At 30.8% G+C, this 15,503-nt stretch carries 15 protein-coding genes; 13 read left to right on the top strand and 2 right to left on the bottom strand.

Annotated features, from left to right (window positions below; genetic code table 11):
* The first annotated feature begins 8 nt into the window (after nt 1-8).
* The 4 genes from graR (at nt 9) to JX000_RS10095 (ending at nt 4,495) form a co-directional block, all read left to right on the top strand.
* Complete coding sequence (gene graR, locus JX000_RS10110; RefSeq protein WP_002451014.1) at nt 9-683, top strand: response regulator transcription factor GraR/ApsR; 675 nt, start codon at nt 9-11, stop codon at nt 681-683.
* A complete protein-coding gene (locus JX000_RS10105) occupies nt 676-1,716 on the top strand; it encodes a sensor histidine kinase (protein ID WP_037552000.1) in 1,041 nt (346 codons plus the stop codon). Before graR ends, JX000_RS10105 begins: the two co-directional genes overlap by 8 nt.
* 138 nt (nt 1,717-1,854) lie before the next feature.
* Nucleotides 1,855-2,616: an ABC transporter ATP-binding protein gene (locus tag JX000_RS10100; protein WP_002451012.1), complete on the top strand. Its 762-nt coding sequence runs from the start codon at nt 1,855-1,857 to the stop codon at nt 2,614-2,616.
* Nucleotides 2,606-4,495: an FtsX-like permease family protein gene (locus JX000_RS10095; protein ID WP_206140678.1), complete on the top strand. Its 1,890-nt coding sequence runs from the start codon at nt 2,606-2,608 to the stop codon at nt 4,493-4,495. The genes JX000_RS10100 and JX000_RS10095 overlap by 11 nt, the downstream gene beginning before the upstream one ends.
* 73 nt (nt 4,496-4,568) lie before the next feature.
* On the opposite strand, the gene JX000_RS10090 is transcribed toward JX000_RS10095, so the two are convergent.
* Nucleotides 4,569-4,958 carry a DUF1398 domain-containing protein gene (locus JX000_RS10090; protein ID WP_206140677.1) on the bottom strand — a complete coding sequence of 130 codons (390 nt, stop codon included), beginning with the start codon at nt 4,956-4,958 and terminating at the stop codon, nt 4,569-4,571.
* A 436-nt stretch (nt 4,959-5,394) separates the two neighbouring features.
* Between JX000_RS10090 and JX000_RS10085 the strand changes: the two genes are divergently transcribed.
* Nucleotides 5,395-6,012 (top strand): DUF47 domain-containing protein, encoded by a 618-nt coding sequence (locus JX000_RS10085; RefSeq protein ID WP_002433514.1) that lies wholly within the window; start codon nt 5,395-5,397, stop codon nt 6,010-6,012.
* A gap of 15 nt (nt 6,013-6,027) precedes the next feature.
* Nucleotides 6,028-7,038: an inorganic phosphate transporter gene (locus tag JX000_RS10080; RefSeq protein ID WP_002451009.1), complete on the top strand. Its 1,011-nt coding sequence runs from the start codon at nt 6,028-6,030 to the stop codon at nt 7,036-7,038.
* Nucleotides 7,039-7,482: 444 nt separating this feature from the next.
* Here the strand turns inward: JX000_RS10080 and JX000_RS10075 are convergent, their stop codons facing one another.
* Nucleotides 7,483-8,304, bottom strand: coding sequence for a LysM peptidoglycan-binding domain-containing protein (locus JX000_RS10075; protein ID WP_075778869.1), 822 nt, complete (start codon nt 8,302-8,304; stop codon nt 7,483-7,485).
* 385 nt (nt 8,305-8,689) lie between these two features.
* Here JX000_RS10075 and JX000_RS10070 point away from each other — a divergent pair, with 385 nt between their 5' ends.
* From JX000_RS10070 to JX000_RS10040, 7 genes are all read left to right on the top strand, one after another.
* Entirely contained in the window at nt 8,690-9,334 is a 645-nt protein-coding gene (locus JX000_RS10070; RefSeq protein ID WP_002451007.1) for a Bax inhibitor-1/YccA family protein, read from the top strand.
* Nucleotides 9,335-9,618: 284 nt separating this feature from the next.
* Complete coding sequence (locus JX000_RS10065) at nt 9,619-11,802, top strand: helix-turn-helix domain-containing protein (protein WP_206140676.1); 2,184 nt, start codon at nt 9,619-9,621, stop codon at nt 11,800-11,802.
* Nucleotides 11,803-11,914: 112 nt separating this feature from the next.
* Nucleotides 11,915-12,274, top strand: a complete 360-nt coding sequence (locus tag JX000_RS10060; RefSeq protein ID WP_002451005.1) for a transcriptional regulator, SarA/Rot family — start codon at nt 11,915-11,917, stop codon at nt 12,272-12,274.
* 190 nt (nt 12,275-12,464) lie between these two features.
* Nucleotides 12,465-13,181, top strand: a complete 717-nt coding sequence (locus tag JX000_RS10055; RefSeq protein ID WP_002451004.1) for a YebC/PmpR family DNA-binding transcriptional regulator — start codon at nt 12,465-12,467, stop codon at nt 13,179-13,181.
* The gene (locus tag JX000_RS10050; protein ID WP_002451003.1) at nt 13,181-13,660 is read left to right on the top strand and encodes a cupin domain-containing protein; all 480 of its coding nucleotides are present in this window, start codon (nt 13,181-13,183) and stop codon (nt 13,658-13,660) included. Before JX000_RS10055 ends, JX000_RS10050 begins: the two co-directional genes overlap by 1 nt.
* Before the next feature lie 283 nt (nt 13,661-13,943).
* Nucleotides 13,944-14,549 carry a ribonuclease FAU-1 family protein gene (locus JX000_RS10045; RefSeq protein WP_002451002.1) on the top strand — a complete coding sequence of 202 codons (606 nt, stop codon included), beginning with the start codon at nt 13,944-13,946 and terminating at the stop codon, nt 14,547-14,549.
* Nucleotides 14,550-14,628: 79 nt separating this feature from the next.
* Nucleotides 14,629-15,483 (top strand): LysR family transcriptional regulator, encoded by an 855-nt coding sequence (locus JX000_RS10040; protein ID WP_002451001.1) that lies wholly within the window; start codon nt 14,629-14,631, stop codon nt 15,481-15,483.
* The last annotated feature ends 20 nt before the right edge of the window (nt 15,484-15,503 follow it).

Raw genomic sequence — 15,503 nt, 5'->3', positions numbered from 1 at the left:
TGATATGAATGCAAATATTATTAGTAGAAGATGACAATACATTGTTCCAAGAACTCAAAAAAGAATTAGAACAATGGGATTTTAATGTAGTAGGTATAGATGATTTTGGAAATGTTATGGATACATTCGAAGCATTTAATCCAGAAATTGTTATTTTAGACGTGCAATTGCCAAAGTATGATGGCTTTTATTGGTGTAGAAAAATGAGACAAGTGTCTAATGTACCTATTTTATTCTTATCCTCAAGGGATAATCCGATGGATCAAGTCATGAGTATGGAGTTGGGTGCTGATGATTATATTCAAAAACCATTTTATACCAATGTTTTAATAGCTAAACTCCAGGCGGTTTATCGTAGAGTATACGAATTTGGTGTTGAAGAGAAACGTACATTGAACTGGCAAGATGCTGTAGTAGATTTATCAAAGGATAGTATACAAAAAGGTGATCAAGCTATCTTTTTATCTAAAACAGAAATGATCATTTTAGAGATGTTAGTCAATAAAAGAAATCAAATTGTCTCACGTGATACATTGATCACCGCATTGTGGGACGATGAAGCGTTTGTAAGCGATAACACATTGACTGTCAATGTCAATCGATTAAGAAAGAAACTATCTGAAATTGGTATGGATAGTGCGATAGAAACGAAAGTTGGTAAAGGGTATATGGCGCATGAATAATTTAAAGTGGTTTTGGTTATTCGTTAAATCGCGATTAAATTGGATATTATGGATTGTATTTATCAATCTAGTCATGATCGGAATTGCGTATATTGATTATGATATTGCAGCAGATAGCGTATGGTATATCGTTGTTCTGAATTTAGGTATGAGTGTATTATTCATCATTTTTACATTTTTTAAGGAATCTAGGTTATCTAAACATTTTTATAAAAATAAAGAAATAGAAGAAATTAAACATAAAGATTTAGCTGAAACGCCATTTCAACAACAAATCGTAGACTATTTATATCGAAATATAACTTCCCAGAAAGATAAGGTATTAGCGCAACAAGTACAAATTAAAAATCATGAACAAAGCATTACAGAATTTGTTCATGATATTAAAACCCCAGTAACAGCGATGAAGTTATTAATTGATCAAGAGCAAGATTCTAAACGTAAACAAGCATTATTATACGAATGGTCACGGATCAATGAAATGTTAGATAAACAATTGTATTTAACAAGGTTAGAAACTCAAAATAAAGATATGTACTTTGACTATGTCTCTTTAAAACGTATGGTTATTGATGAAATTCAGTTGACGCGTCATATTAGTCAGGCTAAAGGTATTGGATTTGAATTAAATTTTACGGATGATTTTAAAGTGTACACAGATTTAAAATGGTGTCGTATGATGATTAGACAAATATTATCTAATTCATTGAAATATAGTGAAGATAATATGATTGAAATGAATGGTAAATGCATAAATCAACATATCGTATTAGAAATAAAGGACTATGGACGTGGTATAAGTAAGAAAGATATGCCAAGGATTTTTGAAAGAGGTTATACGTCTACAGCTAATAGAAATGAAACGACGTCATCAGGCATGGGTTTGTATTTGGTTGATAGTGTTAAATCACAATTAGGGATTGAAATTAAAGTAGAGTCTAGCGTAGGAAAAGGAACTACTTTTAGCCTCATATTCCCACAACAAAATGAAGTGATTGAACGCATGTCTGAAGTGACAACATTGTCATTTTAAACATGCGTTTTGTTACACAGAATTAGCGCATTTGTTATATTCAATCGTTATAATAATATTGAATAGTTATGCGTTTCATTATATTTACAAATGATGTGGCATCAACGTTAAACAGTTGATAATCATAGGAGTGTTAAAGTGGCAATATTAGAAGTAAAACAATTAACAAAAATATATGGCAATCAATATTCACCACAAGAAGTGCTACATGATATTAATTTATCTGTTGAAAAAGGTGAATTTATCTCAATTATGGGGCCTTCTGGTTCGGGAAAAACAACATTATTGAATGTACTGAGTTCCATAGATTATGCAACGCAAGGATCGATTAAATTAAATGGGCAGCCATTAGACAAATTATCAAACAAAGCGTTATCCAATATTCGTAAAAAAGACATTGGATTTATTTTCCAAGATTATAATGTCTTACATACCTTAACGGTAAAAGAAAATATTATGCTACCGTTATCTGTAAAGAAAATAGATAAACAAGAAATGAAACAGCGCTATGAACGAATTGTTGAGGCATTAAATATTAGTGATATCAGTGATAAGTACCCAACTGAATTGTCAGGAGGACAAATCCAAAGAACGTCAGCCGCTAGAGCGTTTATTACTAACCCATCAATAATATTTGCTGATGAGCCAACAGGAGCATTAGACTCTAAAAGCACGCAAGACTTATTAAAACGACTATGCAAAATGAATGAGAAATTTGATACTACGATTATAATGGTTACTCATGACCCCGTAGCAGCTAGTTATTCAAATCGTGTGGTTATGTTAAAAGATGGAAGAATCTTTACTGAAATTTTCCAAGGTGAAGACGATAAACAAACTTTTTACAATGAAATTATTAGAACACAAAGTGTACTTGGTGGCGTGAATTATGACCTTTAAAGAAATTATTTTTAAAAACTTTCAACAAAAGTTTTCGCATTATGCCATATATTTATTTTCTTTAGTTATTAGCGTAGTACTGTATTTTAGTTTTATTACTTTAAAATATGCACATCATTTACATGGCAATCAGAATTATCCAATCATTAAAGAAGGCTCTCAAATAGGAAGTTATTTTCTATTTATCATTATTATCGTATTTATTTTGTACGCGAATCTGTTGTTTTTAAAACGGCGAGGTCGTGAATTTGCCTTATTGCAAACAATTGGTCTTTCAAGATTCAATATTTTACAAATGATTATGATTAAACAATTACTTATTTTTATTGCCACTTCTATTTTAGGAATTATCATTGGTATTTTTGGCTCTAAAATATTGTTAATGATTGTTCTAAGATTACTCGGTATTAACATTACTGTTTCAATCATTTTCAGTGTGTCTGCTATTTTACAAGCAATTTTATTGATTGTTGTGGCGTACATTTTAACTATAGGTCAAAGCTATTTTTATATTAGAAGACGTTCTATTATAGAATTAGCCTCTAATATGACCAAAAGAGAAATCAATCATAATCGTTTTACAATGGGTGAATTAATTTTAGGTGTATTAGGCGTACTCATGATTCTGACAGGTTATTATTTATCGACAACAGTTGTTCAACATTTTAATAGTATTTTTCAGCCATTTGTTATTTTGATATGTACAGTGATTGGGGCGTATTTCTTTTTTAGAAGCACTGTTTCACTAATCTTTAAAGCAATTAAGAAAGTGAGACAAGATACAGTAAGCGTCAACGATGTGATGTTTACAGCACCGATTATGTATCGTATAAAGAAAAATGCGTTTTCTTTAACTGTTATGACAATTATTTCTGCTATTACTGTATCAGTATTGTGTTTTGCAGCGATTAGTCGTGGGACGTTAACCAATGAAGTTCTATTGAATTCGCCACACGATGTGACGTTAAAAGATAAAGAAAAGGCCAATGAATTAGCATATGAATTAAACAATAAAAATATTGAGCATTTTTATAATTATAAAGAAGTTGTTTATAGTAAGTTGTTTAAAGACAAATTATTTGAAAAGGGCATTGCTAAACCATATGAAGTATCTGTAACGAGTGACAAGTATATACCTAATGTTGAAGTGTCGAAGGGTTACACAGATATTATAGTACCTGAAGGTAGAGTAAGTGATGTCATGAAATATAAGAAGCACGGTGTAACACAATTGGGGACACATCAACACTCGATCAAAGTTAAATTAAATAAAGAAATTAACCAAGTTTATTTTATGAGTGATGTTGATTTAGGAGGACCTACTTTAGTATTAAATGACAAAGATTACCAATATTTAAGAAATCATACTAAAGCTAAAAATATTGTGTCTCAATATGGATTTGATATTAAACACAAAAAGGACAGGCCAGAATTGCAAAGTGCGGTAAAAAATGTGGATAAAAATATTGAAACGAGAAGTGAAGCAGCAAGTGAAATTTCAAGTTTAACGGGTATATTACTATTCGTGACATCATTTTTAGGAATCGCGTTTTTAATTGCGGCAGGTTGTATCATATATATTAAGCAAATCGATGAAACAGAGGATGAAATAGAAAATTATTCTATATTGCGTAAATTAGGTTTCACACATCGAGATATGGCCAAAGGTTTGAAATTAAAGGTTCTATTTAACTTTTCATTACCATTAATCATTGCTTTATTACATGCATATTTTGCTTCACTGGCATTTATGTCATTGTTAGGTGCGACCAATCAATTCCCTATATTTATTGTTATGGCAGTGTACACAGCCATTTATGCTGTATTTGCCTTAACAGCTTATAATCACTCTAAAAGGACAATAAGACATTCAATTTAATATTAAATAAAAAAGGATTTCATTGTAATCACAAGATGTACAATGGAATCCTTTAAATATATGATTCGAATGATTATTGCGGGATTTGTTCACTTACAATAGTTTGTTGGTTTAAATCAATATATGAACAAGTATCAGCATTAATATCAATAGACCATTTATAAATACCAGCTTGAGCCATTTCTTCACAAAATGTAGGAAAATCAGTCTGTCCTGCTTGATGACGTGTGAGAATGTCTTTCACTTCTTCAACATGTGAAGTGTCAGCGATAGGATGGGATACTTTCACACCTTCTGCTGTAATCGTTTGACCATCGGTATTTGTATAAACAGAAGTACCATGTTGAATATTCACTTCATTACTAACCATTCCCATATCTTTAAAAGCTTTGAATAGCATTGGGAAATCGGGACCAGTATATTTTTCATGTGCTTCTTGAATTGATTTTAATGTAAATTCCATAATTATCTCCTTTAGTATAGTAATGCTAGTATAAAGTGGAATAGGAGGGATAGCAAAAATTATGGTTTATATTTGGTATATGGGAAATTGATTGAAAGACATCATTTAAAACGTTAAATTATAAAGTGGATTGGTTATTATACTCCTTTTGTGCACATTAGGAAAGTGTATGTAAAATTTTGTTTGCGTATTTGTTAAGAATTTGTAAATTGAATTGTAGTTATGTAAATTTTGTGATATTTTCAAGTAGGAACAAATCGCAATTTATTTGAATGCAATCATCATTGCTTATAACTATGATTTACATAATATTTACAAAATGAAAAAGTGAATCTCCTTTTTTCTGAAAATTGTAAATGTGTTCCTTATAATAGGTCTTATGGAGTAAAAATTTATGAATGTGATTGGCAACAATCGCTCAAATGGAGGATTTTGAATGTTTAGTAAGAAAAAAGATAAGTTCATGGTTCAGTTAGAAGAAATGGTTTTTAATCTTGATCGTGCAGCAATTGAGTTCGGTAAAATGGATTTCAATACACATTTAGATTTGAAAGCATATTCTGATAATATCAAAACTTATGAATCTCATGGTGATGAATTAATGCATCAAGTGATTACTGATTTAAATCAGACTTTTATCACACCAATTGAACGTGAAGATATCTTATCTTTATGTAATGCAATTGATGATGTGTTAGATGCTATGGAAGAAACGTCAGCAATGTTTGAAATGTATTCAATCGAATATACAGACGAATACATGGCTGAATTTGTTGAAAATATTCAAAAAGCAGTTGCAGAAATGAAACTAGCTGTAGGTTTATTAGTAGATAAAAAATTATCTCACATGCGTATTCACTCAATTAATATTAAAGAGTTTGAAACGAACTGTGACGGTATTTTAAGACAATCTATGAAACATATCTTCAACAGTGAAACAGATCCAATCACATTAATTAAAATAAAAGATATTTATCAAAGCATGGAAGAAATTGCAGATAAATGCCAAACAGTCGCAAATAATTTTGAAACTATAATCATGAAAAATAGCTAAAGGGAGTCCTCACTTATGGAATATATTTTAATCGTCACGATAGCTATAGTTATATTTTCATTAATATTTGACTTTATCAATGGTTTCCATGATACAGCCAATGCTGTAGCTACTGCCGTATCTACGAGAGCATTAACTCCAAGAACAGCCATTTTATTAGCTGCAGTTATGAACTTTATTGGTGCTTTAGCATTTACTGGAGTTGCTGGTACAATAACAAAAGATATTGTAGATCCGTTTAAATTGCAACATGGATTGGTTGTTGTTTTAGCAGCAATTATCGCTGCGATTGCATGGAATTTAATTACTTGGTTATATGGTATCCCAAGTTCGTCATCACATGCATTAATTGGATCAATCGCAGGTGCAGCTATTGCTTCAGAAGGATCATTTGGAGTATTACATTACCAAGGTTTCACTAAAATTATTATCGTGTTAATTGTATCTCCAATTATCGCTTTCTGTGTTGGTTTTATTATGTATTCAATTGTTAAAGTCGTATTTAAAAATGCTAACTTAACACGTGCTAATCGTAACTTTAGATTCCTTCAAATCTTCACAGCAGCGTTACAATCATTCTCACATGGTACAAACGATGCTCAAAAATCAATGGGGATCATTACTTTAGCTTTAATCGTTGCTAATATTCAAAACGGTTCAAACGTAGAACCAGCATTATGGGTTAAAATTGCATGTGCTACTGCTATGGGTCTTGGTACTGCAGTCGGTGGTTGGAAAATCATCAAAACTGTTGGTGGTAACATTATGAAAATCAGACCAGCAAATGGTGCTGCAGCTGACTTGTCATCTGCGTTAACTATTTTCGTAGCATCATCATTACATTTCCCACTTTCAACAACACACGTTGTATCTTCATCAATTTTAGGTGTTGGTGCTTCTAACCGTGCGAAAGGTGTTAGATGGAGTACAGCACAACGTATGTTAATTACTTGGGTAATTACATTACCTATTTCTGCAGTATTAGCAGCACTTGTTTACTTTATAATGCATTTCTTCTTAAAATAATATATATATAACATAGCGATTTAAATATTTAGGTTGAGCGTTTAAGACATACGCTCAACCTTTTTATATGGTCTATTTTTAGCTATGAAATATAGAGGCTAATGTATTTGATGATAAAACAACTTTCCTCAGTCAAGTAGTGTCTATATTATCGCTCCAGAGAATTCAGTAGAAACATAATAGATGATAATATTTATGATGAGAGTGTCATTATTAAGGTTGATAATGTTAGTTATGGAATAAGGGGGCGTTTCGTCAGGTAAATCAATGGACTTATACCAGAATAGTCGTCTTAGTATTAGATTTATGATGATGATTAATGAGGGGGACATGCCATATATAAGATCAATTTAGACAATTAAAAAACACCAACAAAGTGATATGCTTTGTTGGTGTTAAGCTATTTTTATTAAAAGTATAATTAATGATATAGCATCTCACTTTTTAGTGAATGAATGCATAACTTGATACTTCAGAAGCTGGTATTGTTCTGTAGTTTGTGTTGTAAGGTCCGTTAGTATAGTTCATTTCTGAAATTAAGATACTTCCGTCACCATTCACACGTTCAACGTATGCAACATGACCATATGGACCTGGAACGCTTTGCATAATTGCACCTACTTCAGGTGAATGGTCAACTTGGTAACCATCATTAGCTGCGCCTGTAGCCCAATATTTAGCATCTGACCAATATGTGCTAATTGGTTTACCAGCTTGAGCGCGTCGGTCAAATACGTACCATGTACATTGACCTTCAGTATATAAGTTTTGGTGGTTAAACGATGGTGATTGTGTGCTTGTATTACCTTGTGTAGCAGTTGCACCACCAGAACCAGATCCAGCGCCTGCACCAGAACCGCCATTAGGTATTTTTAAAGTTTGGTTAGGTGTGATTAAATAACCATTTAAATTATTGGCTGACATTAATTCGTTAACTGATACACCGTATTTATTTGCAATGATATTTAATGACTCACCTGATTGTACAGTGTGTGTTGAAGGTGATCCTGATTGTGAAGAAGTGTTTGAACTTGAGCTTTGAGAAGCACTTCCACCTACTGTGATGACTTGTCCAGGGAATACCATATTATTATCTAGATTATTGTTTTGTTTAATACTATCTACAGACGTATTATATTTCTGAGCGATAGTCCATAATGATTCTCCTGACTGTACTTTATGTTGAGTAGAAGCTTCGGCATCGTGATGAGAAAGTGCTGCGGCTGCGCCTGAAGCGGCAGTTACTGCAAAGGCTAACTTTTTCAAAGTGACTCCTCCTTATATTTGCTTTAATATTTTTATTTATAGAAATTAAGTTTAACGATGTATCATCGCGTTTCGTTTTTTTACTACGCTATCCATACTAACAAAAATATTAGTCTCTGTGTGGTTTGTTATTATCTTGTAATATTGTTAACAATTGAGAGTTGAAATATTTCATTTGTGGAAATGTTGATATGACAGTTATGAAGCGGCTTTTTAATTAAAAAATCCAATAATAAAGTTTTATGAATTGTAACAAAGTGTATAGTATATATAGAATTACCGACTAAGTATATCTATTTTTCATTATTATTACTTTTTTTAATTAATATATTATTGTAAAATCGTACCATTAGATAAACAAACCATAAATGAAGGAGCAGAATATATGTCACAGACTGCACAACATACAAATGAAACAAAAGATAAACATCGTTCACATGCTTATGCTAAGGTTTGGCTATTCTTCATGTATTATTGGATTATTTTTGGGATTGGTTGTTACTTTGGTCAATTTTTACCTATGGAATGGAGAAGACCCTTATCTCTTGCATTAATGGTCTTAGTATTAATTACCTTAGTGTTTCAGCGTGCACGTAAGTATGGTTTAGTTATTTCGCATATATATGCAATTATATTGGGACTTTTATCATATGCTATGTTTACAAGCTATTTGCAAAATTTAGGACCTGAAGTCTTTTATAAGAATATTATTTTAGCCATTGGTGCTTTTATTGCTTTTGGTATTGTAGGATTCTTTTTAATCAACGATGCATCAAGTATGGGAAGATATTTATTCGTTACTTTATTAGCATTAATTATTGCAAGCATTATTGGGATGTTTATTCATAATCCTATTTTCCATACTATTATTACAGTCGTAAGCTTATTATTGTTCTTGTTATATACCCTGTATGATTTTAATAGGATGAAACGAGGACAATTCTCTCCACGAGAAATGGGCTTTAATTTATTTATCAATCTATTAAATATCATTAAAGATATACTTCGATTGGCTAATCGATTTAGATAATCAAAATAGCGATTGTTCAAAAACAAAGATGTTGGCGTGAAATTAACTATGTGATGTAAAATATTTTCTTAATGTCTTTAGATAAAACATTAAGAAGTTAGCGCCGCATCTTTTTTTATTCGTAATATTTATGTTGTTTTATAACTTAATTTTTTCTAAATATATAAACAAGTATATTTTTTAAATACGTGTTATAATTGCGTTAAATTATTTTGGTTAGGTATTTAGAATGTTAATTAAGTTTGGAAGCTATACTGGGTTTATTAGAAAAGAGAGGGAGAAATATGCCGAATTCTTATTTGCGTATACTTTCTAATGTTGAATATCCGACAACTAGGTGTCAAGACGGGATCATCTTATTTTGGCCATTAGAGAGTGACATGTATGTTCAAAAATTTCGTAAACAAATGACGATTAATAACGACATCTATATCATCAACAATGCTGATGTTTTTAGTGTAAACACAAAAGGTAGAATGATCATGCTATATCTAACAAGTGATTGGTTTACAGAACAAGGTTTTTCATTTTTTGAATTCCAATATACGTCCAATCTGATTAAATCTTCTAATTTACTTAAAGACTTGATTTTACAGTTAGCACTCAAACGAATTAGTCAAGATAATCAAGAGATGCTGGATCAACTTACAAGGGAAATTGTTCAAATCATAGGTACAGAAGCAGTTGTAGATAAGGATATTGCAGTTAATCAATACAACTATACATATTATAATGATTTAAAAGAGGAATTAGAATATATCGATAATCACATTGAAACGAGATTGACGTTAAAAGATATATCAACAGATCTTTTTATATCAAAATCAAATATTTCTTCCCAATTCCATCAATTAATAGGTATGGGGTTTAAGAGATATGTAGATACTTTAAAAATTAGTAAGTCAATAGAGATGTTGCTAACCACTAGTGCCACAATTAGTCATATTAGTGACGCATTAGGTTTTAGTAATATGTCTACATTTTCTAAAATGTTCAAAGGCTATTTAGGTGTGACGCCCAATGATTATCGTAAACTTTCAAAATACGATAAGAATGTGATGTTTAAAGTGAATATTGAAACTGATCAAGATATTGAAGCTTTCAAAACATATGTTGAAGATTTAGTAGAGCAACATAATATTGAAAAATATGAAGATATCCAACTAGATATTGGTACGCCTAATAAAGTTAAACCATTTTATAGCACTATTCAAATTCAAACAATAGAAGAAATTCGATATTTATTTTTATATGACAAGTTTGAAAAATATGACTTTTCACGTACTGATGTCATTTTCTATATTGTACCAACACTCACAGAAATTTGTGATGTGATGACATATGACGACAAACGAAAAATTGCAGAGGTTATCATTGAAAAAGGGTTAAGGGTTGCTTTTAATATTGATAATTATAGAGTTATTGATCATTTAGGAATTTGTTTTAATGATGCAGTGTTAAAATTGAAAAATGCTATGAAAGTCATTCCTTATGAATATGAAGTGATTTCAGTATTCAATTTAGATGAAAAGGCAATACGTGAAATTTATAGAGATATTATTAAGTTTCAAGATTTGCATATTAATCATGTTATCGGCTTAGATATGACATGTTTGTTAGATGATCCTGTACTATTAAAAACGATAGAATCACAAATTAAGCGATTGAAATTCGAATATTTATTTATTGATAATGCCAAATTAAAAACATCCTATTTAATAGATGAAAATGAACATTTGTTATTAAAAAATGAGATTCAATTAAAGAACTTAAAGGCAATTCTGAATGAAATTGACTTTGTGAAAGAAAAGATGATTTTACTAAATGTAGAAAATCATCAATTAATTAACGATAAAGATAATGATTTAAGCAATAGTTCGCCACTTATCATTGAAACAGTATCGACTTTAAGAGAAACATTTGCTGGATTAGGTTTTAATTTATATGACCATACACACCTTTTTAATACATTACACTTATTTGATAAGAACGGTTTTAAAACAACATTTGGCTTAATATTTAATGAGTTAACTTGGCTGTTCAACCAAGAGTATGTTGATGCAAGTTACTACAAAAAAGTCGAACTCGATGACAGATATGTTTTATGTTTATTTGATTGGAGAATCATCGAAAACGAAGCTACAAATGAGAACTATGAAGATAGTCATGTGTATGTAAGTTTTGAGCAAACGCCTTCGAATAAGCGCTACTTTATATTCATAGGAAAAATAAATAGTTATAGTGGTAACCTAAATCATTTAATATCTAAAGATTTAAGGAATAAATATGACTGGACGAGTGAATTTCTAGATACTATAGATTATTACTTTAAGCCTATGGTAGAAGTGATTGAACATGATTTTACAGAAAAGTCGTTAGACATTAACCTTAGTTATAATTCCTTTTATATGATTACTATATTTAAAAATGAATCTAAAATCAAAAGGGCGTGGCACAACTCAATTTAAATTTATCGGTAATTTTGACAATAGATTAAAAACAAACAGGAAAGACAAATTTTCAGATATTTAGGATAATGTTATTATACGTTGTCTGTTTTATATTTGGGGGTGCAAGTCTTTGAACAAAGAGAAGTTAGATAAGTTATTAGAATTTTATAAACAATATAAAGCATTATCTGAATATATAGATCAAAAATATAAATTAACATTAAATGATTTAGCTGTTTTAGACTTGGCCGAAAAGAATTGCCAAGAAGAACAAATGTTAATGCAAACATTTTTGAAAATTGCAATTTCAGAATTAGAATTGAGTAGAACTAAATTATTAGTATCAATTCGTAGATTGATTGAAAAAGATAAATTAAGTAAAGTAAGATCTAAAGAAGATGAAAGAAAGATATATCTATATATGAATCAAGACAACATGAAAGAATTTAATGCTTTATTCAATGATGTTGAAGAATATTTAAACATTTAAATATCTACATATAAGTTAGTTCCTAATTTTAGGGGCTAATTTTTTTATGTTTAATGATATATCTTCTAGGTTGGTACAATAGTGAGTTCAAACGTTATCAAAGAGATAGGTTACTAGTGGTATATAAACGATGCAAAATCATGTATAATATAGAATGTTAATTATAGAGAATGAAAGCGAGATGACCATAATGGGACGTAAGTGGAATAATATTAAAGAGAAAAAGGCTCAAAAAGATAAAAATACAAGTAGAATTTATGCTAAATTTGGTAAAGAAATATATGTAGCAGCAAAATCAGGTGAACCCAATCCTGAATCTAACCAAGCCTTACGATTAGTATTAGAACGTGCCAAAACATATTCTGTGCCAAACCATATTATTGATAAAGCTATCGATAAAGCTAAAGGTGCTGGAGATGAAAACTATGACCATCTAAGATATGAAGGTTTTGGTCCTAGCGGCTCAATGTTAATCGTTGATGCACTTACAAATAATGTGAATAGAACAGCGTCTGATGTGCGTGCGGCTTTCGGTAAAAATGGTGGTAACATGGGCGTTTCAGGTTCAGTTGCTTACATGTTTGATCATACAGCTACTTTTGGTATTGAAGGTAAGTCTGCAGATGATGTACTAGAAGAGTTAATGGAACAAGATGTAGATGTTAGAGATGTGATTGATGCAGACGGCTTAACAATTGTTTATGCAGAACCAGATCAATTTGCACAAGTTCAAGATGCATTACGACAAGCAGGTGTTGAAGATTTCAAAGTAGCAGAGTTTGAAATGTTACCTCAAACAGATATTGAGTTATCACCTGAAGATCAAGAGACTTTTGAAAAATTAGTAGATGCATTAGAAGATTTAGAAGATGTTCAAAATGTATTCCATAATGTGGATTTAAAATAATGACTAACGCACAATATTGGATTGATCAACTGCAAATGACACCTCATCCGGAAGGTGGTTATTTTAAGGAAAGTATACGCCATGGTTCTACGAATTCAACAAGAGCTGCATTCAGTAGTATATATTTTCTATTAACCTCGAATGATATTTCACATTTTCATCGCATCGATGCTGATGAAGTGTGGTATTATCATGCAGGCGAATCCTTAACTATTCATATGATTATGCCTGACGGTAAATACGAAGCGGTACAATTAGGTACTAATATTGAAGCGGGAGAAGTTCTGCAGTATGTTGTGCCTAAAGGTACAATCTTCGCTTCTTCTTTTGAACATGATGAAGGATTTTGTTTAGTAGGTTGTATGTGTCAACCTGCCTTTGAATATAAGCATTTCGAATTATTTGAAGCACATGAATTATTAGCATTATATCCAGAACATCAAACATTGATAGATCAATATGCCCTAAAAGAGAAATAACTGAATTTCAGCATACCTATGAGAGCACCTTAACTCGTAGGTATGCTTTTTTATGTTAATGTTTAAATGAGTTTTAAAATATATCGTAGTGTCTATCAGTGTTTAAAAAATGATTAGAATTAAAATTAAATAAATTCATAGTAATTTAGTCGTTTTAAAGTAAAATGTCTTGATATGTAGTAGAATATAGATAAATCAATTTTACGACAGAATATAACCAGGTTCGGCATATGATGACATTACAGAACCATTTATATATAATGAGAACAAGGAGTTGGTGACTGTGAAAGTAAAATATATAGACAAACGTCACTGGCGTCGCCTGATTGAAAGAGAATACACAGAGGTTAAAGTTAATAATAATAGATTTAAGGGTATTATAGGCTTGGTCACGATGAAGAAAGTACGTGAACCTTTAGAGGTGACGGTAGTTGGTCAGAATATTATAGTCGCAGATGATAATTATAAATGGTTACAAATATTACCTGAAAAAAAGAGATATAGTTTGACCGTTATGTTTGATGATAAGGGGAATCCACTAGAATATTATTTTGATATTAATATTAAAAATATTACTCAAAAAGGAAATGCACGTACTTTAGATTTATGTTTAGACGTTTTGGTATTGCCTGATGGATCATACGAATTAGTTGATGAAGATGATTTGTTATTTGCATTACAAAATGAGCAAATTAGTCAAAAACAATATCACGAGGCATATATTATTGCGCATCAATTAATGATTGAAATTGTAGAAAATTTTGATGACATACAGAGTAAAGTGATGAAATGTTATCATAAAATTAATCAAAAATATAAGAAAAATAAACACAATCATCCATTTAAAAGTAAGAAAGTGCATCGAGTAAAATCGTCTGATAAAAAATAATGCTAATTACGCTTACATAATAAATAGAAATAACAATATTGAAGCGTTTAAAAGAAACGTTACATTCTAGGGGGACACTATGAAAATAGATGATTATCGTTTATTGATTACGTTAGACGAAACAAAAACATTAAGAAAGGCAGCGGAAATATTATATATTTCACAACCAGCTGTCACGCAACGGTTAAAAGCGATTGAAAGTGCTTTTGGAGTAGATGTTTTTATAAGAACGAAAAAACAACTTATCACAACAACCGAAGGCGCAATGATTATCGAACATGCACGTGATATGTTGAAAAGAGAACGTTTATTTTTTGATAAAATGCAGGCACATATAGGGGAAGTCAATGGAACAATCTCTATTGGTTGTTCTTCTTTGATAGGACAGACACTGCTACCTGAAGTATTAAGTTTATATAATACGCAATTTCCTAATGTTGAAATTCAAGTACAAGTAGGTTCTACAGAGCAGATTAAGGCAAATCATAGAGATTATCATGTCATGATTACAAGAGGTAATAAGGTCATGAATTTATCTAACACGCATTTGTTTAATGACGATCACTATTTTATCTATCCTAAAGATAGACGTGATGAAGTTACAAAACTACCATTTATTGAATTCCAAGCTGACCCTATTTACATTAATCAAATTAAGCAATGGTATAATGATAATTTGGAACAAGATTATCATGCGACGATTACTGTTGACCAAGTTGCTACGTGTAAAGAAATGTTGATTAGTGGTGTAGGTGTAACGATTTTACCCGAAATTATGATGAAAAACATTGATAAGAATATGTTTGAATTTGAAAAAGTGACTATCGATAATGATCCACTGATTCGTTCAACTTATATGAGTTACGATCAAAGTATGTTACAACTACCTCAAGTAGACTCGTTTGTTAATTTAATGTTGAATTTTATTCGTTAGATACAGTAGACAGATTCGCT

The organism is Staphylococcus sp. SB1-57, assembly GCF_017086425.1.
In the GTDB taxonomy this organism is placed as follows: Bacteria; Bacillota; Bacilli; order Staphylococcales; family Staphylococcaceae; genus Staphylococcus; species Staphylococcus warneri_A.
Note: the sequence above shows the minus strand (reverse complement) of the source record. Positions and strands in the feature narration are given on the sequence as shown.